A 21,423-nucleotide genomic window follows, 5' to 3' on the forward strand; every position below is an offset into this window, starting at 1 on the left:
TCCTCTTCCTTCGTTTTAAGCAGGCCGCTCCGGGCCTAGTGCGCCGCTACCGACAACCCGTAGATCGGAATTATCTTGAGGTTGAAGGTCTTGACGCGTGCCGCAAAGGACGTGCCCGATGCGCAGGACGTATCGGCGGTTTCGGCGATGGTGCGGCCGCCCTGTCCGTTGGTTGATACGGTGGACAGCGTCGCCGACGACCAGTTTGTGCCGCCGTTGCAGGTCACCTCGGCGGTCAGGTCGGCGTTGAGCGTCGGAGCGGCGGCAGGGTCATAGTCGAGCAGCACGCGGCCGAACGACACGCTCGAGTCCGCAGTCTGCGACGTCGTAACGAGGGTCATGTTGCTGGTCGAAGGAATGTAGAACGTGAGCTCGCCGGCCCAGGCATTTCCGCTCGCCGTGCCGCTGGAATAAATGACGCGCCAGTAGCGGTGCGCCCCCGCGCTGACGGCGAGATCCTTGACCGCCACTTGAGACGTGCCCGCCGGCAGGGTGAAGGTGTCAGCGGTCGTGAAGCCGGCCGTGAGACTGGTGTCGCTCCATTGGATGGCGAAAACGACAGAATTACCAAAACCGTTGGTCGACGCCGTGATCATGCGAACGCGGCGAATGTCCTTGGCAGATCCAAGATCATAGGCGGCACGGAGCGAGGCGGTGATGCCGCCCGGATCGGCAGCCGGCGTCGAATCGTTGCCGTCGTAGAGCTGGGCTTGCGCAGCGCCGCTGCCCGCGAACGTGAACGTGGTGTCGACGGCGGTCGGCGATTGCGCAACAAACGGCTGCGCCGGCGCCACAAAGCCCGAGGAGGTATTCACCGAATAGTTCGAGGAGCTGCCCGTATTGACACCGTCCGAGGCCTTGTAACCATCGGCAAAGGAATAGAGCCCCCGCCGATAGGTCGCCAGCGCCTTGGATTGCTGAATGCGGTCGATCAGCCCGTCGCGGCGGTAGGTGTCGGCTATCGCGACAGTGCCGGACGTTGTGATCGGTCCGCCGGTGGTCGTGAAGCCGTCGGTGTTGATCTGCGTGACCGTGCCGCCGCCCCCGCCGCCGGAGCCGGAGCCGGTGGTATTGCGCCAGCGCGAGGCGCTGCCGTCGTATTTCAGATGCGCGGCGGCTTTCGATGCGAGAATGAAATCGGCGCCAAGGTCAAAACGGTTAGCCGCAGTCGAGGACGCGCTGCCGTCCTTGAGCGTGATTGCAAAAGCTCCGTTGTTGAACAGGAACAGATCGCAGCCGGCGACGCCGCCGGCGATGCCGGTGATGTTGCGAGCCGCGTCCGAATTGACGATCAGCGTCGAGGTGGTCGCGCAAACGACAGAGGACGGATTGTAGTCGTTCTGGTCGGCCGTGATTTGTGCCGGCGTCGACTGCGTCGAGTCCCGGCGCGCGCCGGTGAAGTTGGCTTTCCCGTGAACGTCAGCGCGGCCGGCAATGATATCGTCGGAGCACCAGACACGCCGTCACCGTTCGCAACCGCGATCTCGTTCGCGGTGCCACCGATGGTGCGGCACAGCCAGGTGTCAGTCGCGCTTCGGATGGCAACGCCGGTGCAGGACAGCCCCTCCAGGGCGCCGAGGTCGTTGGCAAGCGCAAACGTCGGATCGCCGGCAACGCCAGCCGGGTTGGTGATGGTGAAGCCCGCCGCCGGCGCTACCAGGCTGCGCTGCGCCCACGTGTCGGCCGCGGTCCGGACCGCGAGGCCCGTCGAGTTCAATCCCTCGAGCGCGGCGAGGTCGTTAGCCAGAACAAAGGTCGGATTGCCGGCCGTGCCCGACGGATTGTTGATCGTGAAGCCAGCTGCGGGCGCAGTCAGCGTGCGCGCGGCGCCTGTGCCGGCGCCGGTATAGGCCCAAAAGCCCGCGGTCGAATTCGCCGCCAGCGCCGCGAGATCAGCATCGTAGGCCTGAACATCCGTCCCAATAACAACGCCGAGCGTCGAGCGCATCTGCGTGTTGGTGGTGTTGCCGACCAGCGTCCGCGCCAAGGACGAGAAATCAGCGACGGCTGCGGTGCCCGATCCCGTGAAATACGGCACCTTGTCGGCCGCACTGGTCAGGCCAGCCAGGGCCGTCAGCTCGGCATCGCCGACATTCAACGTTCCCGCGACAAACGAGAGCATCCCGCCGATCGTCACGGGCGCCCACGTATTCGCCGCCGAGCGGTAATAGATCGTGTTCGTGCCGGACAAGGCCGCGAGCGCGTCGAGATCGGCATCCCACGCCTGCACCGCGGAGCCGATCGTCAGGCCAAGCGAGGCACGCGCCGCCGGCGCCGTGCTCGCGCCGGTGCCACCCTTGGCGATCGACAAAGGCGACGTGCCCTGGTTGGTTTGCGCGAAGGCAGGCGCGCACGACAGAGCGAGCGCCAAGGCGATGATGCCGCGAAGCTTCATGTTTCAGTCCGTGGGTTGTGGTGAGACGATCAGATCCAGCCGGTGCCGTCGGCGAGCGGCTTCAGCTCGATCGAGCCGCCGTTGGAATCGATGACGTAGGCAGCGCCGCCCATGATGGTGTCCGTGCCCATCCTGTGCGTGCCGGATTGGCTGCCGCTGGTGTTGATGGCCGCGCCGCCCGGTGTCGCCGACACAGTGAAGGTATCAGGAGTCGGCGTGGTCTTGATGTAGTACAGCGTGTCCGGCGCAATGCCGGTCGGTAGCGCGCCCGACGTTTCCAAGCTCACCGGAGCGTTCAAGGGCAAGCCATGCGCGGTCTTGGAGAACACTGCCGGCGAAGCGATCGTCACCGTCACCGGATCCGGCCGCGACGGCACCACGGTGATGTTGTTGGTCGCGGCATCGTACTTGCGATCGGCGACGCGCTTCTTGGTCGTTGTGCTCGAGGACAGTGGATAGATGGCGCGCGTCGGCGCTCCAACCGTTTTATTGATCAAAATGACGTCGGCATCGCTGCTTGTAATGGTCACATCTCCGGGGCCAACGAAGGTGCGCTCGACGAGACCCGTGACGACATCGTCCGACCCCTGCGCCAGACCGATCCCGACATAGCGCCTCGTCTTGGCGTAGATCCCCAAGGTCACGGCGATCTGGTAGAAGCCGCCCACGCAGAAGAATCCAGCGTCACCATTGCCATCCGTCGTCAGCGGGTTGCCGATCGGCGACGTGCCGGCGCGGTCGCTGTAGAGAACGGCGAGCGGCTGGCCCGGAATCTCTAGCCTGACCTCCACGGTCGCGCCAGGCACCACCTTGCCTTGCGTGTCCGTGACGGTGATGTCGTAACGCGCCATTGTCATCAGGCCAAACCCTCAATTGATCTGCGGGCCGCGGATATCGCCGGCGCCGAGAGTCAGCGTGATGAAGCTGATGCCATCGATGGCGGTGCCCCCGGCTCCACCAGCTCCGGCCAAGCCGCCGCCGGATCCGCCATTGCCCGCCAGGCCAGGAGCGCCGCCGCTGCCGCCAGGGCTGCCGGCCAGGTTGCCCGAGAGCGACCCACCAGGGCCAGCCGCGCCGCCGCTTGCAGAGGTCCCGGGAGAGCCGGGGCCGCCGGGCGTGGCAAGGCCGGCATTACTTCCACCAACGCCCCCGGAGCCGCCGTTCGTGCCGGCGCCGCCGCCACCGCCACCGCCGCCGCCGCCGTGAAGCGCGACACCACCACCACCACCGCCGCCGCCACCGCCGCCGCCACCACCGCCGCCGCCGCCGCTCCAGATCTTCCCACCGCTTGACGCATTGAGCGTCACCGCCTGGCGCGTGTAGAGGGCTGGGCCACCAGCGCTGCCATTTGCACCAGCCGTGGGATTGTTGGGATTTGCGGCGCCATCGCCGCCCCTACCGCCAGTGCCGCCCATGCCCTGCATCAGGCCGTCCAGCACGATATTGATCGTCACGCCGGCCGGCCAAGAACCGACATTGAAGGCCGGCAATGCCGTCGACGTCGCCCCGATGATGACGCCGGCATTGATCGTCGCGGTGACGACGTCGCCAGCTTGCGGCGCCGGGTAGATCGAATCGTGGGCGGTCCTCAGATTGACGTTGAAGGTGTTGGCATCGAAGACGATCTGGCGGTTCGACAGGTCCTGGTCAGGCGCGCTCCACAGCATCTCCTCCGCCTCGACCGTGAACCTGTCCGGCCCCGGGTTCACCCGCGTCGTCTGGATTGGAATGTTGCTCTGCGCCCCCGTCGCGTCCTGCACGCAAACGGATTCGACGCGGTAGCCCTGGCCGAGCTCGACATCCGTCCCGCCGTAACGCGCGGTTGCAAAGCTCACCCGGCGCGGTGGGTCGCGAAAGCGGCCGATGAGGATCTCGCCGAGCCGATCGGCAACAGTCCTGCCGGCTTCAGGAATCCACCGCGAATAGATGACCCTGATCGCCGGCGGTCCATAATCCGCCTCCGCATCGTCGTCGATGGTGAGCGAGGTGGAACGGTAGTTGTCGAGGTTCGAAAGCGGCTTGGTCGGATCCTTCTGGCCGAAATAGACCTGCACGCGCGACAGCCTCTGGTCGGGCTGCTCCTTGAGCGTCAACGACTTCTCGAGCGTATTGTCCGGCGTGAAAGTGTTCGCATCGGTGAGAACGCCGTGCAGAACCTTCAGACGGACCTTCTGCGCGACATTGTCATCCCAGATGGCGAGCCCCGCCTGCTCGGCCAATTCGGACAGCAGCGTCGCCACGGAGGTCGGCTCGCAAATCGTCGCTGTGTAGACCGTGCCGAGATAGGCTGCGGTTTCGGCCTGCCATTCCGGGAGGTTGATGTAGCTCGCCGGCACGCCGGCGTAGTTCACTATGAGATCATAGGCGATGTTGGCGACGTCCTGCCCCACATAGCGCAGCACCAGCTGGCACCGATCCTGCGCCTTGTGCGCGCTCGCCGTGGTACCAAGCTGCCCACGCACCAGCGTCAGAGTATTGCCGGACCGCGTGAACGATGCCACCTCGTTGCCGCCGATGTTGAGATAGCCGGATGCCGGATATTCGGCATTGCCGACGCCGGCCGAGCAAAGTCGCAGAGGTTGCCGCGGCCGTGATGTCAGCCGACAGATAACCATTGGAGAGCGCCGGTGCCTGTGCCCGATCGCCATCGGCGAACTTCAGCACGTCCTTTGCAATGATCGTGTACTTCCCGTCCGGCGTCGGTCCATCGAAGCTGTCGATGACGAAATGCCGCGTTTCCATGTCCGGAAGATTTTGACCGACGACGCCGATCTTCCAGCGCAGGCTGCGGCCGCGCAAGAACGGCTGGCGGGCGCGGAATTTGCCCCAATAGGTCCCTTGCGAATAGGGATCATAAGCACGCTCGGTGCGATACTTGTCGTAACCCTGCCCCGTGTCGGAGTGCGGATGGTCGCGAAACGTGATCGTCAGCGACGCACGCTGGCCAAGGTTCTTGCCGAGCGAGACCGTCGCCGGCGAGAACTCGACGGACAGGATCGATGGAATGCACTCGATCTCCCGCGGCAGGTACTCGGCCGGCTTGGCAAAGCGAAGCGTCACCTCCGATGCCGAGAAGTGCGCGCGATCCTGGCAGGTCTTGACCGAGTTGAAGCACTTTGCATCGCCCGTGGTCGGGATCGATGCCGTGCACGGCGCGATGCCATAGGTGAGCGAGCAGATCGCAAGATCGATCTCGACATAGGTCAAGGACTGCGTCATCAGACGATCCCGCTCACCTTGAGATCAAACGCGATGCGGTTCGATGGCCCGGTCGGAACCGGCATCGGGTCCTCGATCGTCCAGCAATAACCGATCTCATAGGGATAGCTTTGCGGCCTCCAGCCGAAGAAAAACGGCGTCTCAGCGGCGACAGCGAGGAATTCATCACCGCCGTGGTCGCGATACCATTCCGGCGACAGCAGCGAGAGCGGAATGACCGTCTCGCGCCAGGCGCCCAGCACGATGCGGCCAAGGAATTTGCCGCTCTCGCTGCGGCCGCTCTGGACGTTGACACGGCGCGCCTGCGTTAGGGGCGTATGCCCGACATAGATCTTTCGCTCCAGCACCAGAAGCTTGCCGACATACATGACCGCCACCCGCGGCAGCACGCCGGCGGGAGCCTGCATATACAGTTTGATCTGACTGAATGACTGAGCCGTGAAACGGAACAGCGCCGGGCTGTCGTCGGGCAGCAACACGTCGCCAAGCAGCGTATTGCCCAAACTATCCTGGATGCTGACCGGGATCTGCTCGCTGCCAAAATTGTGACCTGCGATGCCGACATAGTCGAGCGCATCGACGGTGTCGACCGTCACGGTGAGATATTGCCCGCCATCGCCGATCGACCTCCATTCCAGATGCGTAGCCGGATTGGCAACATTCGACGCAGGATGATCGGGGTCGGCGAACGTCGCGGAAATGTTGGTCGGCGTCACGATGTTGTGCCATCCGATCACCGGATGATCGAGCGTGACCGGAAACTCCGGCGTCGCGTCGGTGAGGACGAAGTTTTGCGAGATGACGAGCGACATCAGGCCGGCCTCACCTTCAGGACATAGCCGTCCGCGAGCATGTCGTTGAGGCCGTCCATCGTCTCGCGCAGCCATTCGCGCGTCGCACCCGCACCCATCGCCAGGTTGACCACTGTCGGCTGAGACCCGGCGCCGCGGCGTGGATCGGCGCCGCCCTCACCCGGCCGCCAGATATCGACCTGCTCGCCCGGCGTCGCCATGATCGGCACGAATTGCGAATCCGCGCCGCCGCTGCCGCCGACCGTGAACGAGCCACCGGTCTTGAAGCCGGTCGGGACGCTCTGGCTCTTGATCTGCGCCACCAGGCGCGCGCCCTGCGCCAGCACGGCGGCCATGGCGGCAAGGTTCGCCGGGAACGGCAGCTCGAGCGCCTTGGCGGCGCCGGTGAACATCGAGATGGTCGCCTGAATGGCGCCGAACACCTGCGCCGCCTTCGCCATGCCGGCACTTTCCTTGCCGAACGCGCCGGCGATGGTGGCGAAGCTGCCGGCGATCGAGGCGCCCGCCTGCCCCCAGGTCGCCTGCGCGGCCTCCGCGATCTGCTTCTGACGCTCGCCATAGGTCTCGAGCGAGATGACGCCGGCGGCATAGAGCTGGTTGAGCTGCGTCATCTGCATATCGAATTGCTGCACGGGATTAAGCGCCATCACCGTCGCCTGCGCGCCGGCCACCTTCATCGCCGCCATGGCGGCGGCATCGCCGGCGGCCTCGATCTTGGCGCGCAAGGCCTCGGTCACGATCACGTTCTGGGACTTGGCGATGGCGTCGGCCTGCATCAGGATCTTGAGCTTTTCCTGCTCGCCGATCGTCTTGCCGATGGCCAGAGCCTCCGCCTCGTGCCCGGCTGTCGCCTTGGCCTGCGTCGCCAGAAATTTCTCAACCGCATTGGTCGAGGTGTCGGCCGCACTGACGATCGGCGCCGCGGTCAAGGCCCACGCCTTGCCGTATTCCATCACCTCGCGGTTGAGCTGCTTGATGCCGAGTGCCTGGCTTTCCCAGGAGAAGGTCGGGATGTCAGACCACAGCGACGACACCGTCTGCTTGAGCCCGGTAAAGGCCTCGCCGGTTTGCGCCGCGCCGGCCTTCATCTTCTCGAACGCCGCCGAGACCTCGCCGGACGCGAGCAGGCCGAACGCTTCCTTGAGATTGGAGGCGGTCGCGAAGATCTGCTGCCAGGTCGTGACCAGCGTCACGCCGACCGTCACCAGCGCCTTCATGGTGTTGGCGAGCGCATTGCCGACGGAATTCCACAGCTCGGTGTTCTTGCGGGTCTCGAGCATCACCTCCGACAATTGCTCGAACGAGGGCAGCATCTTTGCAGTCACCGTCATCACGATGCCCTGCTTGATGGAGTCCATCCGCTTCAGATTGTCGTTGAAGGCCTCCGCGGCCATGGTGGTTTTTTTGTCGAGCACCAGGCCGAACTTCGCCGCCTCCTCGCCGGCCTGCTCGAGTCCATCCCGGCCCTGGTTGAGCAGCGGGATCAGCGCGGCGCCGGACTTGCCGAAAATCTGGATGGCGAGATTGGTCTTTTCCGCGCCGTCCCTGTAGAAGGCAAACTTGTCGGCAACGTCCTTGATGACGTCGGAGGAGCTGCGCAGCGTGCCGTCGTTGTTCTTGACCGACACGCCCATGGCATTGAAGGCGTTCGCAGCCGGGCTCGCGCCCTCGGTCGCTGCCGCAACCATTGCCTTGGACAGCTTGCCCATGGACTTGCCGAGCGCCTCGGTCGAGACGTCGGAGAGATCCGCGGCATATTTGAGCTTGGACAGCTCCTCGGTCGACAGCCCGGTCGACTGCGACATTTTGTTGAGCTGGTCGGCGGCCTCGATCGCGGAATGAACCTGCGAGGTGACCGCAACCGCTGCCGCCGTCGCTGCGGCCGCCGCGGCCGCAAAGCCGAGCGCAAGCTTGCTGCCGAAGCCGGCAAGCTTGCTCTGCGATTCCGAAAGGCTCTTGTCGAGGCTCGACGTATCGCCGCCGAGAATGACGCGGAGCTGTCCGATCACCGACATCTAGGACACATCCTGCTTCGCAATGACCTGGCCGCCAAAAGCCTGCGTGAGCAGCTTTGCGACAGCCTTCATGTCCTGCCAGCTCTGCCGCTTGCGCGGCTCGCGCGGCACGCGGGCCTGCAGCCGCCGCAGCGGCGGCGGCTTCTTGCTTCTGCGTAGCGCCTCGGCGGTCCACACCGACCAGGCGCGCTCGTTGTGTTCGCGGATCAGCCGACGCTGGTGCCCCGACATGACCACGACGATCTGGCGCGGGGTCTTGCGCCAGAACGCATCGTCATCGAGCCCGAGCGAGATCCACTGCTCGAGGAGGCCGAGCCAGTCCCAATCTACGGGGTCTGACCCGGCTCCGGAGGGTTCGCCGGCGCGCCTTCCGTCAACGTGCCGAACGCGCCGTTGAAGGCGCGCACGACCAGACCGCACGCCTCGACCGGGTCGACCTTTGAGAAGTGACAGCCGACACCTTTCAGCTCGAGGTCGGGATGCGTGTCGAGCAGCCCCGCCCAGAACATGGTGCGGATCACGCCGAACCCGAACTTTTCGGGGTTACGCATGTCCGCCTCGATCTCGCCCGTCTTCTTGCCGAGCTGCTCCTCGAGCCGGAACAGCGCCTCGGCCGAAAACGAGAGCTTACGCCGTTCGCCATCCGACCCGACGAACGACACCTCGCCCTTCAATGGATTGCCTCCCATAACCGGCGCTCCCGCTAGACCTGAACCAGGATCGGCTTGCCGGTCACCTTTAGGGTGACGGCGGCCGCCATCTTGTCGTCGATCGGCGCATCGGGCTCGTAGCCGGTCAGGATCGCGGCGAAGGTGAAGTAGGAGCCATCCGGGAAGATAATCTTGCGGTTCTTCACCGCGAAGCGGCCCTGCGAATCCAGCTCGGCCATCAGGCTCGCCGCCTCGACACTGTCGGGGACGAAGTTCATGTCGAACGACACCTCGCCGCCGTCCTTGAGCCCGGCGATGAATTCGCGCCAGGCCTCCGGCGACAGCTCGTGCGTGGCCTCGACCGTATCGCGCGACAGCGCCGGCGGCGTGATGCCGGTCACCTCGGCGAAAGTCGCGAACACTTCCGGCGTTGCGCCGTTGCCGGTCTGGAATAGCGTGCTCCAGCCGAGCGTTGCATCGGTAGACATGCGGCAAATCTCCTGTTGATGCCTTTAAGCGCCGCGCCAGGAACGACGCAGCAAAGTGAAGCGGATAACGACTCGCGCGCTTGCTTAGCCAGGGACACCCGACATGGTCGGATTGAACGCAAGGATGGTGGTCGACTTGGCGACGCCGATCGGGGTGAAATATTCGCCGCTGCCGACGTCGGCGAGCGGACAGATGCCGCCCGGCGTATCCGAGAGGTAATAGGTCACGCCGGCAGTGAACACCGCGTTCATGGTGATGTCGCTATTGGGCCGCGCGATCTGCAGCGGCTGACCTGCCGACGCACCGTTGAGCGCCATGCCGCGCACGACGCGCGCCGCGGCGGTCGGCGCATTGGAATCCGACTTGAAGTACTGGCCGGAGGTCGCGTCACGATAGACGAGCTGGCCCGCGGTGATCGCTTCGCCGGCGGCGCCCTGCTCGGTACGCGCGCCGGTGTTGGCGAGCACAGCAGATGCGGTAATCACGAGATCGACCATTTCAAGTCTCCTTTGGCAGTGTTGAGGATGAGCACGAAAACAACTAGACGGCCGTGGCCGGCGCGCCTTCGGACGTGCGATAGGTCACGAGGTACTCGAGGCGCACGCCACCGATGTGCCGCTCGCCCGAGGCCTCGGCGATCATCTCGGTCGAGACCAGCTTGATGTCTCGCGCGAGGCCGTTGAGGAACGAGCCGAGCTGATCGACCAGGCCCCACATGGTCGCCTCGACCTGGGCTGCGATCTGGTCGAGCGTATCGTCCGGCACATCGGGCGACGACACCCGGCCCTCGATATCGAGGATGGCGACGCGATCGAGCTTCGGCACGCGGCCACCCGCGCCACGCACAGCAGTCTCCGACCGCATATAGACGAGCAGCGTCGGCTCATGCGCCGGCGACAGCGGCCGCGTGCGGCCGACATAGACGCGGCCGGCCGTCGTCGGCAGCCCGGTCAGGGCCTGCACCACGGCGTCGCGGATCTGCTTGCGAACATGGTCAGCCATCAGGCAGCCTTCGGCAGCTTGGAGAGTACGAATTTTTCGAAGCCGAGCCGCGCATTGGCGACGAGCTTCTGATCGAACACGGCGGCCGCTCGCTCATAGAACGGGAAGCGCTTCCGATAGCGCGGCGCCCGCACGAACATGATGACGGGCATCATCGCCTGCAGGTCGGCGCGGTAGTAGATCCCGGCCGCGACGTTGCGATCGGCGTTGCCTGGACCGCCCGGCCGCAGCACGAAATACCGGCCGATGCCCTTCTTCTTCGCCCGGGCGCGCGACTTCCTGGTCTGGTTGGCCTGCGCTCCGGCCTTTTGCTCGGCCGCGCCGAGCTGCGAGAGGATCCGCTCGATGGTCGAGCCGGCAATATTGCCGGAGGAGTCGAGCTTGACGCCGCTGCCAGGCACCGCGAATTCGTCCGGCTGCATCAGCCCGGCCCGGATCAGCCGCCGCTCAAATGCCTTGTGGACGCGCGCCCCGCCCTCGACCTGCGGCCCGAGATAGCGCCATGCCGGCACCGATCCAAAACCGTCCTTGAAGTAAACCTCGGCGACCAGGTCCTGCTTCGTCGCCGGCTTGACATAGAGCGCGTTGAGCGTGAACCGCGTCGGCCGGTCGAACACGCTTTGCATCGTCTCGACCTCGGCCGCCTTGATGTCCTTGGCGGTCTGCGTCAGCGCATAGGCCGTGACGAACGGCGCGTCACGCTCCGCGAGAGTGCGGAGCGCGCGCCTGACATCCTCGACCTCGATGCGGTAGTGCACGCCGACCGGCATCAGACGATCGCCCCCAACCGCAGCAGCGCCATGCCCTGCCCGTCCGGCTCGATCGAGGTCACCTCGAAGGCGCCGACGCCGGTGACGGCCAGCTGATCGCCGGCATCTCCGTCGGCGGTAGCCGGCAGATCGGCCTGGCGGCAGAGAAAGGTCGGCCGCGCATCAAGCGAGGCCGCATCGTTGAGCGCGGTCGCAATCGTCGGCCGATCGAAGATGCCGGGAAGCGCCACCGCGCCGCCGCCGGCCACGGGCGCATAGGAGCCCTGAGCGCCGAATTCATCGACGTTGAGGAACGTGGCGCGATCGGCGGCGGTCTCGATCGGCATGGATCAGGCTAGGTCCAGCGAGGCGAGATAGGCCTCCACCTGCGGGAACTGCTTCTGCATATCCGGCGTCGCAGCCCAGTTGGTGCGCGCCTCATCCTGCAACTTTGCCTTGGTCTCGGCCTCGGCCCTGGCGTCGGCCGCCGCCCTCACCCGCGCTTCCGCCGACATCTCGAACGGATTGACTGCGCCGCACGCGCTAAGGCCCTCGAGCACTTTTGGCCCGAGGTCGACGACATCGCCGGGCTCAAACGTTCGGACCACATTCTTGCCGTCGACGATCTCGCCGTGTTCGATCCGACCCATGGCGATCTGGTCACCGAGCTTTGGCTTTTTGGCCATTTCAGACTGTCCTTCTGTGTGGATGGATGGCGGCCCGCCAATGGCGGGCCGAGCGCGAGTGCGGGCTACGCGACCGCGTTCTGGAAGAAGTACGCTGCGTCGTTGGCCGCGATGACTTCCTTCACGGACTCACCAACGCGGACGCGCGAGCCGCCGCGCAGGCCGACGCTGGCGTCCTGCCCGATCGTGCCGGCGATGCGCTCGCCCCACTGCGCGGTGAAGCCGAACGTCACCGTGCCGGTCGGCGAGACCACCTGCGGCGCGCGGTAGATGAACGATGCATGCTTGCCCCACAGGCGGGTCAGGGACGCGGCCTGGCCGGGCTTGGCCGAATTGTACCAGGACGACCCGACCAGGACCTCCTCGAGCTCGAACAGATCAGCCACCGCCTGGCGCGACACCGGCGTGCCGCCGCCCGTGGCATTGCCGCCGTTCGGATAGATCGCGGCCGTCACCTTCGGGTGCGTGCGCAGCTTCGACCAGGTCGCTTGGCCGAAGACGGCAACGTTCGGACGGATGACGCAGGTGTCGAGCGCCGTGATGATCGCCTGCACCGGATCAGAGTTGGTGAAATCCGACCATTGCGTGGTGCCGGCCAGCGTGGTCCGCTGCGCCGCGGGGTACGTGCCGAGCGCAAACAACGTCGAGGCGACGCGGTTCTCGCGATCGAGGGCAACCAGGTCGGTCAGCAGCTCGGTCGAGCGCGCCTCGGGGTCGATCGGCATCACGCCCTGGACGGCCTGCGCGGCCTGAGCATTGGCGATGTCCGACTGCGGAATGCGATCGTCGAGACCGTAGTCGATCGTGGAGTCGGTCTGCTCGGTCGCCGACCAATCGATCTCGTTCGGCGCGGACTTGCGGCCGACGCGGGTGTCCGGGATGGTGAAGCCGTCGGCGATGGCATACTTGGACCATTTGAACGCCGACGAGTCGACCGGCACGCGGGGCAGCACCAAGTCGGAGATGAACGCCTGGTTACGATAGGCCAGCGTGATCGCCATGAGGCGCTGCTGGATGACGAAGGGAGCTTGAGACATCTAACCTGTTCTCCTCTGGGAGGTTTGAAGAAATTGCAGATGTGGACTTCGGAGATCAGCCCTGCAGCGAGCCGGGCAGGACTTTGACCGGGATGAGGTCGCCGGCCACGCCGGAGATGAGAGCCATCGCGATGATGCGATTGTTGCTACCGGCCGCCGGCGCCGCCGTGACGCCCAGCCCCGCCGCGTCCGAGGTCAGAAGATCGCCGCGCGCGACAGCGCCGCCGAGCTTCAGATCGGCGATGCCTTCGAGCACGACGTCGGCCTGCTCACCGAGCACTGCAGCAACCTCGGTGGTGATCCCGATCAGTTTGTCGGTAGCGGCGGCGCCCTGCAGAATGCCGTAATCGTTGGCGCCGACCTTGACGATGGCGTTTGCCGAGATCGCACCCTCGGCGGTGTAGGACTTTGTGAGGCCGTTGTTGGCCATGGCTTGCTCCTGAGATGTTTGGATTCAAGTTGCGGGACGACTGACTCGCGCGGCGTCAGCTGTTCTTTTCGACGTGAGCGACGGCCTGCGCGACCGAGATCTTGATGCCGAGCTTGGCCTGCTCGTCCTGGTACTTCCGCGCACGCGCAGCGAGCTGATGGGCGCTTTCCTTCGGGGGGTCTTCAGTCTTCGCCGTCGCAGTGCCCGCTGGCGCTGCCGCAACCTTGCCGGTGGCGCCCTCAACATCCTTGATCGCCTGCAGCTGACCGGCGCGGAGCTGCTTCTCGGCGTTGAGCAAACGGCCTGCCGCCATGTCCGCGGTCACGGTCGGGTCGGCCTTCATCGACTCGACAAGCGACTCGTGCCCCGGCAGAGCCGCGGCCTCGATCGCGAGAATGCGGTTGCGCTCGGCGGTGGCGCCCTCGGCGCGCAGCTGCGTGCAGAGATCGGGATAGGCCGCCGCAAGATCAGCGACCGTGGTAGCGGGCGCCGCAGCTGTCGTTGCTGCCGTCTGCGCCGGCGCCGGCGGAGGCGCAGGCGGAGCCTGCAGGGCAGTCGTCGTCGCGGCCGCAGCGAGATGCACGGCCGCCAGTCCAGAACCACTCATGGTCTTCTCCTTGTGATGGCCGGGTTGGCCTAGTTGACGCTCTTCACGAATTCGTCGAAGGCCGCCTGGGGATCGATGATCCCGTCGACGAGACCTGCGGTCACGGCTTCCTGGCCGTAATAGGTGCGCGCTTCCGTCGCCATTGCGCCCGCGGCAGTGAGGCGCGCGCCGCGGCCTAGCCCGACGGCTGCGGCGAATTGCTGGCGGCGCAGATCGACTCGCGCCTGAATGCCGGCGCGGACATCGTCCGGCAGCGGCGCGGTCGGCGTTCCCTCCGCCTTGTGCGCCCCCGACGTGATCAGCGTGACACGGATGCCGTCCTGCTCGAGCTTCTTCGACATATCGGCGTGCATGGTCAGCACGCCAATCGAGCCGGCGGCGCCGCGATCGGACATCACAATCGCGCGCGCTTGCGATGCCAGAAGGTAGCCGGCCGACAAGGCATGGTCGGTCATGATCGCGAGGGTCGGCTTTGTCGCCGAAAGCCTTGCGATCATCGCGGCAGTCTCGAACGCGCCGTTAACTTCGCCGCCAAAGCTATCGACCTCGAACACCACGCCCTTGATCGATGGGTCGCGGGTCGCGCGAGCGACCTGCGTCCGCAAGCCTTCATAGGAGGTTTCGCCGGAGGACTGGCCGATGAACTTGCCCTTGTGCACCAGGGTGCCCTCGATGCCGATCACGCCGACATTCCCGACCCGCTGCACCAGCGCGGCGCCGCGGCCGCGGTCCTCCATCGCTCGGCCCATGGGATCTCCGAGCAGCCCCATCTGCTCGGACGGACGGCCGCTGGCGAACGCCGTGTGCTGAATCGGGAAGATACCCGGCAGCGACAGTCCGCCCTCGACGATGCGTGCGCCGAGCCCCATCAGAAAGGCCTGCAGCTTCCCCGGCTCGACCATCAGCTCGGAATCGAACAGGCGGCTCGCGATGTGAGGCATCAGAAGGGTCATTCGGCAGCACTCCCCTGCGGCTGGGTTTCGTTTTCGGCATCGCCGGCGTCTTGTTCGTCCTGGTTTTGCGCGGCGCCCCTGCCCTGGTCCTGCTGCCCCTGCTGCGCCGGCGCGGGAGCACCCAGGCCGGCCGCGTTCCGCGCCGCCTGCTCTTTCCCGAGCTGCTCGTTCTTCTTGTCGAAATCGCCGCCCGTGCGCTCCATGCACACCTGCTCGCGGCTCTTGACGCCGGTCTGGATATCGAGCGCGTCGGCCTGTGCCTCCTGATAGGGATTGAGGCTCTGGCGTTGCGGGCCAACCCACTGCGCGCCGCACCAGGCAGCGCGGATGACGGGGTCGCTGAAGAAACCGGGACGGTTGAGACGACCGGATGCGACCGCCTCCTCCATCATCCACTCATAGAGCGGCTGGCAGAAACGACCCGCGAACCACGAACGGCGCCGGCGGAAGGCTTGCCAGGCCATCTCCAGCGCGGCGCGCGAGGCCGAATAGGACGCCGTGAAGCTCTTGAGCAGCAGCTCGACGGGCAGCTCCAGCGCCACGCCGATCTCGCGGCAAAAGGCCTTGACGAATGCATCGTAGTTGGCGTTCGGCCGCTGCGGATTGAAGGACGTGAACGTCTCGCCCGGCCCGGTCGAGATGATAGCGCCGGCGCCGAGCTTCACCTCGTTCTCGGCAAGGCCTGCATCCTTTTCGCCGACGATCGGACCGCTCGCTTCGTCATCGGCGGGCGCCTGGATGATGCCGGTGATGAACGAGGACACGACGGCGGCGTCGACCTCTGCCGTGCTGTAGGTCGACAGCTGCTGCAGGTGCTCGACGACGACGGCGAGATAGGGAATGCCACGCGACTGTTCAGGACGCAGCCGCTCGTAAACATGCAGCACGGTCTTGAGCCCGGCATCGCTCCAGGCCGGCACCCGCTCCCACTTCAACCCGGCCATCCGGCGCGCGCCGGGATGTCGGTTGGAGACGTGATAGGCCACCGGCACGCCGTCGGCGTTGAACTCGACCCCACCAGAGAGCCGATCGCTATCCAGCGCCCAATTGGGGTTTGAGACCCGGTCGGCCTCGAGCAGCTGCACCTTGGTGCCGTAGACGTCGCCAGGATCCTTCCGAAAGCGACGGATGGCGAACACGTCGCCCGACTCGAGGGCCGAACGCAGCGACAGCTGCTGCATCTCGTCCATGCATTGCACGCGCGTGAAGTCTGCTGTCGCGCAAAAGACCTCCCATTCGCGCTCCTGCTCGGCCTCGTAAGCATCGGCCTGCTCCGGCGTGAGGCCCAGCGCCTTGCTGTCGATCGACGCCTCCAGCTTCAGGCCGTCGCCGACAACACCAATAGCCGTGGTCGACACCGCCCCGGCAGCAAGCGGCGCGTTGCGGCCGAGATCCCGCGAGCGGCCGCGGAGCTGCGGCAGATCGAGCAGCGAATCCGCGTCCGCGCTGCCCTGCCCCGGAAACCAAGCCTTCAGCGAACGCCGATCGCGACGGCCGCCGTTGTAGCCGCCGCCCCCGAAGGAAGCATCGAGCCGCGCGCGCGCGTGCATGCGGGCAAGCCCGGCCGCCGGCGAGAATGCCGATACGACGCGATCGATGAAATTCTGCCGGAAATCGCTCATCCGAACGGCACCACGTAGCGCGTGCGACGGCGGCCGCCAGACGCCGCCGGCGTCAACGCCTTCACTTTCGCGTCCCAGAATTCGATCTGCTGCCGGATCTCGGCAGCATCTGCTCGCTGAAGCTTGCGACGGCCGTTGCCCGTTTCAATCTCGTAGCTCTGACTGCCGGCGACCGCCGCCGAGGCAGCGATCCAGAGGGCGAGCTGCGCCTGCGCCTGGGCGAGCGTGATGCCTGCCATGGTGGGCTCCTGCGATAACGGGGATTGTTCTGCTTACGCGGGACGGGCGCGTTCACGGCCCCTGAGGGACTGGAACCCTGGAACTTAGGCCTTGCTTCGCCAGTTCTTGTTAGTGGGCAGAAGAATGGAGGAGGAAACCATGCCAGTCGTACTGCTTTGGGCGGTGCCCACCGTCCTCGTGATCGGTGGCGTCGGCTACTATTTTCTTCGTGTCGTACACTAGATCTGTTGTTTTGATCGTTGGGGAGGCTAAAGGCGCCTAAGTCGACGCCTTAGCACTGCCCGAGCCCAGCGCCCGTCCATTGCCCGGCGCTGGGCAGCTACTTCAAGAAGCAAGTCATGAGGAGCGCAGCCGCGGACCGCGCCTGCGGACGTGTGCACTAACGACTGTTAACCGCGCACACCGATCGGAATTCACACTACGTTCATCAGCCCGACCTTAATTACTTGGTTCAGCAAGTAGGTAGGACTGACCCGATCGCTGCAGCTCGACCCTTTGCCCTCAGCAACAAGGCCAGCGAGATCAGCCGCAGCGACTGCGGCCGCTGAAGCCAAGTATGAAAAAGCGCAGGCAACTCAAAACGACGATCTCGCAGCAGCTCCTCGGTCTTGACCTGACGGCCCAGTATGCCGAGATCCTCCATTTGCGCGCGCGGAAGCGTAAGAAGCGGACCCGGCTTCACTGATGATCGGGCGGCTTTGCCTTCAAACTTGAAAACGTCCGTCGCGATGGCAGCATAGACAAGGGCGCAAGGTGCAAGAATACAGAGCATATATTGTCGATCACGACGGCCACATCACGGGCAGGATCGATCTTCTTTGCAAAAATGAAGACGATGCGCGCCAGCGCGCCAAGCAGCTTGCTGACGATCATTCGGTAGAGCTATGGCAAGGTAACCAGAGGATCGAGCGGTTCGAACCGCCACCGCATGCAGAGCCCTGAGATAGCGGACCGAAATCCGTTGATTTGGATCAAGGATCCAAACACGCTGCGGTGTCGAGTAGCGGACAGACCGGGCGGACGTCCCCATGACGCACGAGAAACCGTGGATAGAGCATGCGCTGGTTTGGGCTCTTGCTGCCGCCGGGTTGCTCGCCCTCTGGTCCATTGCGCTCTGAGCAGCCCTAACCGGTGTGAACTCGCGGCCTTGAGGGAGCGGAACGCCACGCGAATGCGGGAAAGGTTGAGGCCGAATAAATAGCAACCTTTCGCAAAAAAGGTTATTGTCACTCCATCACCGACCGAGGCCCTGCCCGTAGGCGCCGGTGGCTGAGAGACCGATTGCGCTCCCGCCTGCATAACAGGGAGCGCCGCTATGCCGGTTTATCGTCCTTTTCCGATCGATTCCGATCAGGCGAAACAGATGCGCAAGGTCGCGCAGAAATCGCGTGAGCTTCTGAAAGAACCTGCTCCGGACACGTTTTTAGGCCGCAAGACGCAAGAACCGTTTTTGACGGAAGAAGAAGACCCGATAGATCGGGAGGACATCCAGAATCTCATCCACAGCGAACTACAGCCGCCTCGAAACTAAGGCCAAGCCCGCCTCGGGTCAGGAGCGAACCGCTATACTGAGAGTGTCACTTCGTATCTTAAAGTCCCCTTGAGAGAACACGCCGGCCTCGTGCCGGCTTCGATCGCCCGACCAGGGCGGGCTTGGCAGCGATCTTGACCGGCTCCGGCGCGAACAAATCCGGCTCGGCGAGAACGGGCGGCACGCCGCGCTCCCGCGCCAGGACCGCCCACTGCTCCGGCGAGAGCCGCGACAGACCGAGATACTCGGCCATCGCCATCGCGTAGATGCGGCAGTCGAGCAGATGGTTCGGCCCGGTTTCCTGCCAGACCTTCACCGTGCGGCCGCGCACCGTCGTGGTCTTGAGATATTCGGCCGTCTGCTGCTTGAAATAACGCTCGTCGCAGCCTTGATGATGGTGGCAATAGCCGTCCGGATCGCACTCGGCGCCCGCTTTCCGGCCATCCTTCTGCAGGTTGGTGTAGAACGTCGCTTTGAGCGACCAGGTGCCGACCGGCCAGAGCGTCGCGCCCTTCTTGACCTTCTTGCCGGAGAGCTTGACGTCGACCTGCACCGGCGTGCCGATCGCCGGCGCGGTCCAGCCCGACACGCCCTTGGTCGCATAGGCCCGCGGCCGCGAGCGGCAGAACGCGTAAACCTGGTTGGAGCGGCCGCCGTCGCCGGCATCGATCGCCATGCAGTCGAGGATGCGGTGCCCGCCGAACGCGTCGGGAAACTGCCGCTCATAGAACGTGGCGAGCTTGGCGAACGCGCCGGCCTTGTGATCGGTCGTCTCGCCTTCGAAAAATTCGTGGTGGATCGACCAGGACTCGCCGTTGTCAGCGAAGGCGACGGCCTCGACCCAGATCCCGGAATGCTGCACGTCGGCCCCCGCGACCAGGAGCAAGCCGCGCGCCGGCACCACGCCGGCGGCATAATCCTCACGACGCTCGAGCAGCCGCTCATAATCCGGCGCATCGCCCTTCAATTCGAACGGCAGGCCGAGCGTCAGATTCCAGAACGTCTTGAGCTTGGTCGGATTGTCGCCAGCCTGAACGTACTCTTTGGCGATTTCGTCCCAAGGTACGAACGGTGAGGACAGCGCATCGAAGTGGTAGGATTTGAACTTGCCGGGGCCTGGCGCTGTCGGCATCCAGCGGCCGGTTTCGTAGACGGCAAATTTCTGCCAGCCCTCGATCACGGTACCGCAGCACGGCGGGATATAGTGCGCGGCAAAGGGCGGCTCGCGATCGAACTTGAAGCTTTCGCCCCACTCGAAGCGCAGATTGTCGTCGCCGCAGTGCGGGCAGGTCATGGTCCAGCGACGCTTGTCGCCAGCCTCATACTTCTGCTCGATCTTGGACGTGCCCTTGATCGTCGGCGTCGAGAAATAGGCGCGCTTCCACGTGCCGGAGCGCAGGAACGAAATCTGGCGCGCCCGGATCATGTCGAGCGGATCGCCCTGATCGTTGAGATCGTCGGGATATTCGTCGATCTCGTCGCACAGCGCTTTCTTGATCGTCTTGGAGCGCAGGTCTGCGGTCGACGTCGCCAGCGACAGGATCAGCGAGCAGTCGGGGTCGAATTTTTTCTCATAGGTGGTCGACGACTGGCCGGAGCGCGACGTTTGGGGTTTGACCTTGCGGCGCATCAGCGGCGACAGCTCGATCGCCCGGCCAAGCTTCTGCGAGTTAAAATCGGTCAACGCCGAGTCGGTCGGCTGCACGATCATCATGTCGCACGGATCGCGGTCGATCGAATGCAGCGCCACGACCTGCAGGCAGGTGGTGAACGCCGACTGCGCCGATTTCATCACTGCCAGCTCATTGTCCGGCGCGTCGGGGCCGAGCGCGTCCATCGGCTCGATCAGGTGCGGCGTTCGGGCGAGGTCGATCAGCTGCGCTTTGCGCTCGCCATCCGGCAGGAAGAAATGCTGACCGGCCCAGGCCGACGGCGGCATCGGCGCCGGCGGCGCGAAGATGCCGGCGAACAGCCCGGCGATCAGCGGAAGCGCGCGCGGGAAACCGGTCACTGCGGTTCGCCCTCGACGTCGCGATCCGCAGCCGCGGCCAGGCGCATGTTCTGCTCGAGCTGCGTGCGGACCTCGCGAGCGACGCGCTTGAGCACCGAGCGTGCCCCGCCGGCGCCGTCCTTTGCGATTGCCGCGGCGATCTCGTCGGCGAAATTCGGCAAGGCCTCCAGCTCGCGGACGATCACGGCGGCGCACTTCTCCATCGAAGCGACGACGTCCTCGACCTTCAGCAGCTTGCCGCGCTTCTCCTCCAGCTCGATCCGGGCCCGCTCGGCACGGTAGGTCTCTGTTTCGGTCCGCGCCTTGGTCAGCGCGGCGATGTGTTCGTGCTGTTCCGGGCGGACCGGCGCCGGTGTCACCCGCGGCGCCACGACCTCGCTGTCGAGCGAAGCCAGGAGATCGTCCGGCTCGGGCTGGTCGAGCAGCACGCGCTCTCGACCCTCGCCGAGAGCGTGGTCGGCCGCGGCGGCGTTGATCAAGCGCGCGCCGCCCTCGCCCGGAACGAACGCCGAAGCCGGGATCTTGCCGCTGCTGATCAGTTTGGAGATGGCCTGGCGGGAAACGCCGCGATGTCGCGCATATTCCGCCTGCGTCATGCCGTCCATTGGAGCCGGAGCCCTTGCGGTCAACCGGGCGGCGTCAACCGCCACCTGTCAACCATGTCAACCGTGTCAACCTAAGTTTGGGATGGCCAAGACTACCGAAACGCCGGGGTCCGAATTACCCGCGGTCGCTCGGGAAGCCAGAGGGACCCGTGAAACAAAAGAAGGCCGACCGCGATGAAGCGATCGGCCCGCTGGATGTAGCGAAAGTTTTTGAGAAGGAGACAGCCAAGGAGGGCAGCGACAAGCCCAACCAGCGTGGCCGCACACCCTAGGAAGCGCATGGGGCCGCTTCTGCCTCAATAGCGGGCCTGTGGCGGAGGCCGTGGCATGGGCAGCTTGTGACCCGTAGTTGGCTATTTCGGCTCTTCCA

27 protein-coding genes are annotated in these 21,423 nt (G+C 65.2%); 3 read left to right on the forward strand and 24 right to left on the reverse strand.

Annotation, left to right across the window (positions count from 1 at the left end; translation table 11 throughout):
• Positions 1 to 35: 35 nt before the first annotated feature.
• A complete protein-coding gene (locus ACNJYD_RS19790) occupies positions 36 to 815 on the reverse strand; it encodes a hypothetical protein (RefSeq protein WP_439363071.1) in 780 nt (259 codons plus the stop codon).
• A 211-nt stretch (positions 816 to 1,026) separates the two neighbouring features.
• On the opposite strand from ACNJYD_RS19790, the gene ACNJYD_RS19795 reads away from it, so the two are divergent.
• On the forward strand, positions 1,027 to 1,335 hold the full coding sequence (locus ACNJYD_RS19795; protein WP_439363072.1) for a hypothetical protein: 309 nt from the start codon (positions 1,027 to 1,029) through the stop codon (positions 1,333 to 1,335).
• Here ACNJYD_RS19795 and ACNJYD_RS19800 read toward each other — a convergent pair.
• From ACNJYD_RS19800 to ACNJYD_RS19900, 21 genes are all read right to left on the reverse strand, one after another.
• Positions 1,292 to 2,395, reverse strand: a complete 1,104-nt coding sequence (locus ACNJYD_RS19800) for a hypothetical protein (protein ID WP_439363073.1) — start codon at positions 2,393 to 2,395, stop codon at positions 1,292 to 1,294. The genes ACNJYD_RS19795 and ACNJYD_RS19800 overlap by 44 nt on opposite strands.
• 29 nt (positions 2,396 to 2,424) lie before the next feature.
• Positions 2,425 to 3,252 carry a hypothetical protein gene (locus ACNJYD_RS19805; protein WP_439363074.1) on the reverse strand — a complete coding sequence of 276 codons (828 nt, stop codon included), beginning with the start codon at positions 3,250 to 3,252 and terminating at the stop codon, positions 2,425 to 2,427.
• 12 nt (positions 3,253 to 3,264) lie between these two features.
• Positions 3,265 to 4,797: a hypothetical protein gene (locus ACNJYD_RS19810; protein ID WP_439363075.1), complete on the reverse strand. Its 1,533-nt coding sequence runs from the start codon at positions 4,795 to 4,797 to the stop codon at positions 3,265 to 3,267.
• Positions 4,754 to 5,614 (reverse strand): hypothetical protein, encoded by an 861-nt coding sequence (locus tag ACNJYD_RS19815; RefSeq protein ID WP_439363076.1) that lies wholly within the window; start codon positions 5,612 to 5,614, stop codon positions 4,754 to 4,756. The genes ACNJYD_RS19810 and ACNJYD_RS19815 overlap by 44 nt, the downstream gene beginning before the upstream one ends.
• On the reverse strand, positions 5,614 to 6,426 hold the full coding sequence (locus ACNJYD_RS19820; RefSeq protein ID WP_439363077.1) for a hypothetical protein: 813 nt from the start codon (positions 6,424 to 6,426) through the stop codon (positions 5,614 to 5,616). The genes ACNJYD_RS19815 and ACNJYD_RS19820 overlap by 1 nt, the downstream gene beginning before the upstream one ends.
• A complete protein-coding gene (locus tag ACNJYD_RS19825; protein ID WP_439363078.1) occupies positions 6,426 to 8,441 on the reverse strand; it encodes a hypothetical protein in 2,016 nt (671 codons plus the stop codon). The genes ACNJYD_RS19820 and ACNJYD_RS19825 overlap by 1 nt, the downstream gene beginning before the upstream one ends.
• Positions 8,442 to 8,672, reverse strand: a complete 231-nt coding sequence (locus ACNJYD_RS19830) for a hypothetical protein (RefSeq protein WP_439363079.1) — start codon at positions 8,670 to 8,672, stop codon at positions 8,442 to 8,444.
• A gap of 95 nt (positions 8,673 to 8,767) precedes the next feature.
• Positions 8,768 to 9,115, reverse strand: coding sequence for a hypothetical protein (locus tag ACNJYD_RS19835; protein ID WP_439363080.1), 348 nt, complete (start codon positions 9,113 to 9,115; stop codon positions 8,768 to 8,770).
• A gap of 29 nt (positions 9,116 to 9,144) precedes the next feature.
• Positions 9,145 to 9,579, reverse strand: a complete 435-nt coding sequence (locus ACNJYD_RS19840) for a phage tail tube protein (protein WP_439363081.1) — start codon at positions 9,577 to 9,579, stop codon at positions 9,145 to 9,147.
• Between the two features lie 84 nt (positions 9,580 to 9,663).
• Positions 9,664 to 10,077 (reverse strand): hypothetical protein, encoded by a 414-nt coding sequence (locus tag ACNJYD_RS19845; RefSeq protein WP_439363082.1) that lies wholly within the window; start codon positions 10,075 to 10,077, stop codon positions 9,664 to 9,666.
• Positions 10,078 to 10,120: 43 nt separating this feature from the next.
• A complete protein-coding gene (locus ACNJYD_RS19850; RefSeq protein WP_212258726.1) occupies positions 10,121 to 10,582 on the reverse strand; it encodes a hypothetical protein in 462 nt (153 codons plus the stop codon).
• The gene (locus tag ACNJYD_RS19855; RefSeq protein ID WP_439363083.1) at positions 10,582 to 11,352 is read right to left on the reverse strand and encodes a hypothetical protein; all 771 of its coding nucleotides are present in this window, start codon (positions 11,350 to 11,352) and stop codon (positions 10,582 to 10,584) included. The genes ACNJYD_RS19850 and ACNJYD_RS19855 overlap by 1 nt, the downstream gene beginning before the upstream one ends.
• The gene (locus ACNJYD_RS19860; protein ID WP_439363084.1) at positions 11,352 to 11,678 is read right to left on the reverse strand and encodes a head-tail joining protein; all 327 of its coding nucleotides are present in this window, start codon (positions 11,676 to 11,678) and stop codon (positions 11,352 to 11,354) included. The genes ACNJYD_RS19855 and ACNJYD_RS19860 overlap by 1 nt, the downstream gene beginning before the upstream one ends.
• A 3-nt stretch (positions 11,679 to 11,681) precedes the next feature.
• On the reverse strand, positions 11,682 to 12,017 hold the full coding sequence (locus tag ACNJYD_RS19865; RefSeq protein ID WP_439363085.1) for a hypothetical protein: 336 nt from the start codon (positions 12,015 to 12,017) through the stop codon (positions 11,682 to 11,684).
• A 65-nt stretch (positions 12,018 to 12,082) separates the two neighbouring features.
• Positions 12,083 to 13,054: a capsid protein gene (locus tag ACNJYD_RS19870; protein ID WP_439363086.1), complete on the reverse strand. Its 972-nt coding sequence runs from the start codon at positions 13,052 to 13,054 to the stop codon at positions 12,083 to 12,085.
• 55 nt (positions 13,055 to 13,109) lie between these two features.
• Positions 13,110 to 13,484 carry a capsid cement protein gene (locus tag ACNJYD_RS19875; RefSeq protein ID WP_439363087.1) on the reverse strand — a complete coding sequence of 125 codons (375 nt, stop codon included), beginning with the start codon at positions 13,482 to 13,484 and terminating at the stop codon, positions 13,110 to 13,112.
• Positions 13,485 to 13,539: 55 nt separating this feature from the next.
• Complete coding sequence (locus ACNJYD_RS19880) at positions 13,540 to 14,091, reverse strand: hypothetical protein (protein ID WP_439363088.1); 552 nt, start codon at positions 14,089 to 14,091, stop codon at positions 13,540 to 13,542.
• A gap of 29 nt (positions 14,092 to 14,120) precedes the next feature.
• Positions 14,121 to 15,044 (reverse strand): S49 family peptidase, encoded by a 924-nt coding sequence (locus ACNJYD_RS19885; RefSeq protein WP_439363089.1) that lies wholly within the window; start codon positions 15,042 to 15,044, stop codon positions 14,121 to 14,123.
• Complete coding sequence (locus tag ACNJYD_RS19890) at positions 15,041 to 16,666, reverse strand: phage portal protein (RefSeq protein ID WP_439363090.1); 1,626 nt, start codon at positions 16,664 to 16,666, stop codon at positions 15,041 to 15,043. The genes ACNJYD_RS19885 and ACNJYD_RS19890 overlap by 4 nt, the downstream gene beginning before the upstream one ends.
• A complete protein-coding gene (locus tag ACNJYD_RS19895; RefSeq protein WP_271504269.1) occupies positions 16,663 to 16,905 on the reverse strand; it encodes a DUF6148 family protein in 243 nt (80 codons plus the stop codon). Before ACNJYD_RS19895 ends, ACNJYD_RS19890 begins: the two co-directional genes overlap by 4 nt.
• 679 nt (positions 16,906 to 17,584) lie before the next feature.
• Complete coding sequence (locus ACNJYD_RS19900) at positions 17,585 to 17,779, reverse strand: hypothetical protein (RefSeq protein WP_439363091.1); 195 nt, start codon at positions 17,777 to 17,779, stop codon at positions 17,585 to 17,587.
• A 442-nt stretch (positions 17,780 to 18,221) separates the two neighbouring features.
• On the opposite strand from ACNJYD_RS19900, the gene ACNJYD_RS19905 reads away from it, so the two are divergent.
• Positions 18,222 to 18,437: a hypothetical protein gene (locus tag ACNJYD_RS19905; protein WP_439363092.1), complete on the forward strand. Its 216-nt coding sequence runs from the start codon at positions 18,222 to 18,224 to the stop codon at positions 18,435 to 18,437.
• 58 nt (positions 18,438 to 18,495) lie between these two features.
• Here the strand turns inward: ACNJYD_RS19905 and ACNJYD_RS19910 are convergent, their stop codons facing one another.
• Entirely contained in the window at positions 18,496 to 20,448 is a 1,953-nt protein-coding gene (locus tag ACNJYD_RS19910) for a phage terminase large subunit family protein (RefSeq protein ID WP_439363093.1), read from the reverse strand.
• Positions 20,445 to 21,053, reverse strand: coding sequence for a hypothetical protein (locus tag ACNJYD_RS19915; RefSeq protein ID WP_439363094.1), 609 nt, complete (start codon positions 21,051 to 21,053; stop codon positions 20,445 to 20,447). Before ACNJYD_RS19915 ends, ACNJYD_RS19910 begins: the two co-directional genes overlap by 4 nt.
• A gap of 149 nt (positions 21,054 to 21,202) precedes the next feature.
• Between ACNJYD_RS19915 and ACNJYD_RS19920 the strand changes: the two genes are divergently transcribed.
• The gene (locus ACNJYD_RS19920; RefSeq protein ID WP_439363095.1) at positions 21,203 to 21,325 is read left to right on the forward strand and encodes a hypothetical protein; all 123 of its coding nucleotides are present in this window, start codon (positions 21,203 to 21,205) and stop codon (positions 21,323 to 21,325) included.
• Positions 21,326 to 21,423 lie beyond the last annotated feature (98 nt).

It is taken from the genome of Bradyrhizobium sp. SPXBL-02 (assembly GCF_051853065.1).
Lineage (GTDB): Bacteria > Pseudomonadota > Alphaproteobacteria > Rhizobiales > Xanthobacteraceae > Bradyrhizobium.

Bases quoted from the DNA above. Each gene is read 5' to 3' on its own strand.
- ACNJYD_RS19800 (WP_439363073.1), bottom strand. From the start codon at position 2,395: ATGAAGCTTCGCGGCATCATCGCCTTGGCGCTCGCTCTGTCGTGCGCG.
- ACNJYD_RS19805 (WP_439363074.1), bottom strand. From the start codon at position 3,252: ATGACAATGGCGCGTTACGACATCACCGTCACGGACACGCAAGGCAAG.
- ACNJYD_RS19815 (WP_439363076.1), bottom strand. From the start codon at position 5,614: ATGACGCAGTCCTTGACCTATGTCGAGATCGATCTTGCGATCTGCTCG.
- ACNJYD_RS19820 (WP_439363077.1), bottom strand. From the start codon at position 6,426: ATGTCGCTCGTCATCTCGCAAAACTTCGTCCTCACCGACGCGACGCCG.
- ACNJYD_RS19825 (WP_439363078.1), bottom strand. From the start codon at position 8,441: ATGTCGGTGATCGGACAGCTCCGCGTCATTCTCGGCGGCGATACGTCG.
- ACNJYD_RS19830 (WP_439363079.1), bottom strand. From the start codon at position 8,672: ATGTCGGGGCACCAGCGTCGGCTGATCCGCGAACACAACGAGCGCGCC.
- ACNJYD_RS19840 (WP_439363081.1), bottom strand. From the start codon at position 9,579: ATGTCTACCGATGCAACGCTCGGCTGGAGCACGCTATTCCAGACCGGC.
- ACNJYD_RS19845 (WP_439363082.1), bottom strand. From the start codon at position 10,077: ATGGTCGATCTCGTGATTACCGCATCTGCTGTGCTCGCCAACACCGGC.
- ACNJYD_RS19850 (WP_212258726.1), bottom strand. From the start codon at position 10,582: ATGGCTGACCATGTTCGCAAGCAGATCCGCGACGCCGTGGTGCAGGCC.
- ACNJYD_RS19855 (WP_439363083.1), bottom strand. From the start codon at position 11,352: ATGCCGGTCGGCGTGCACTACCGCATCGAGGTCGAGGATGTCAGGCGC.
- ACNJYD_RS19860 (WP_439363084.1), bottom strand. From the start codon at position 11,678: ATGCCGATCGAGACCGCCGCCGATCGCGCCACGTTCCTCAACGTCGAT.
- ACNJYD_RS19865 (WP_439363085.1), bottom strand. From the start codon at position 12,017: ATGGCCAAAAAGCCAAAGCTCGGTGACCAGATCGCCATGGGTCGGATC.
- ACNJYD_RS19870 (WP_439363086.1), bottom strand. From the start codon at position 13,054: ATGTCTCAAGCTCCCTTCGTCATCCAGCAGCGCCTCATGGCGATCACG.
- ACNJYD_RS19875 (WP_439363087.1), bottom strand. From the start codon at position 13,484: ATGGCCAACAACGGCCTCACAAAGTCCTACACCGCCGAGGGTGCGATC.
- ACNJYD_RS19880 (WP_439363088.1), bottom strand. From the start codon at position 14,091: ATGAGTGGTTCTGGACTGGCGGCCGTGCATCTCGCTGCGGCCGCGACG.
- ACNJYD_RS19885 (WP_439363089.1), bottom strand. From the start codon at position 15,044: ATGACCCTTCTGATGCCTCACATCGCGAGCCGCCTGTTCGATTCCGAG.
- ACNJYD_RS19890 (WP_439363090.1), bottom strand. From the start codon at position 16,666: ATGAGCGATTTCCGGCAGAATTTCATCGATCGCGTCGTATCGGCATTC.
- ACNJYD_RS19895 (WP_271504269.1), bottom strand. From the start codon at position 16,905: ATGGCAGGCATCACGCTCGCCCAGGCGCAGGCGCAGCTCGCCCTCTGG.
- ACNJYD_RS19900 (WP_439363091.1), bottom strand. From the start codon at position 17,779: ATGATCGTCAGCAAGCTGCTTGGCGCGCTGGCGCGCATCGTCTTCATT.
- ACNJYD_RS19905 (WP_439363092.1), top strand. From the start codon at position 18,222: ATGCCGGTTTATCGTCCTTTTCCGATCGATTCCGATCAGGCGAAACAG.
- ACNJYD_RS19915 (WP_439363094.1), bottom strand. From the start codon at position 21,053: ATGGACGGCATGACGCAGGCGGAATATGCGCGACATCGCGGCGTTTCC.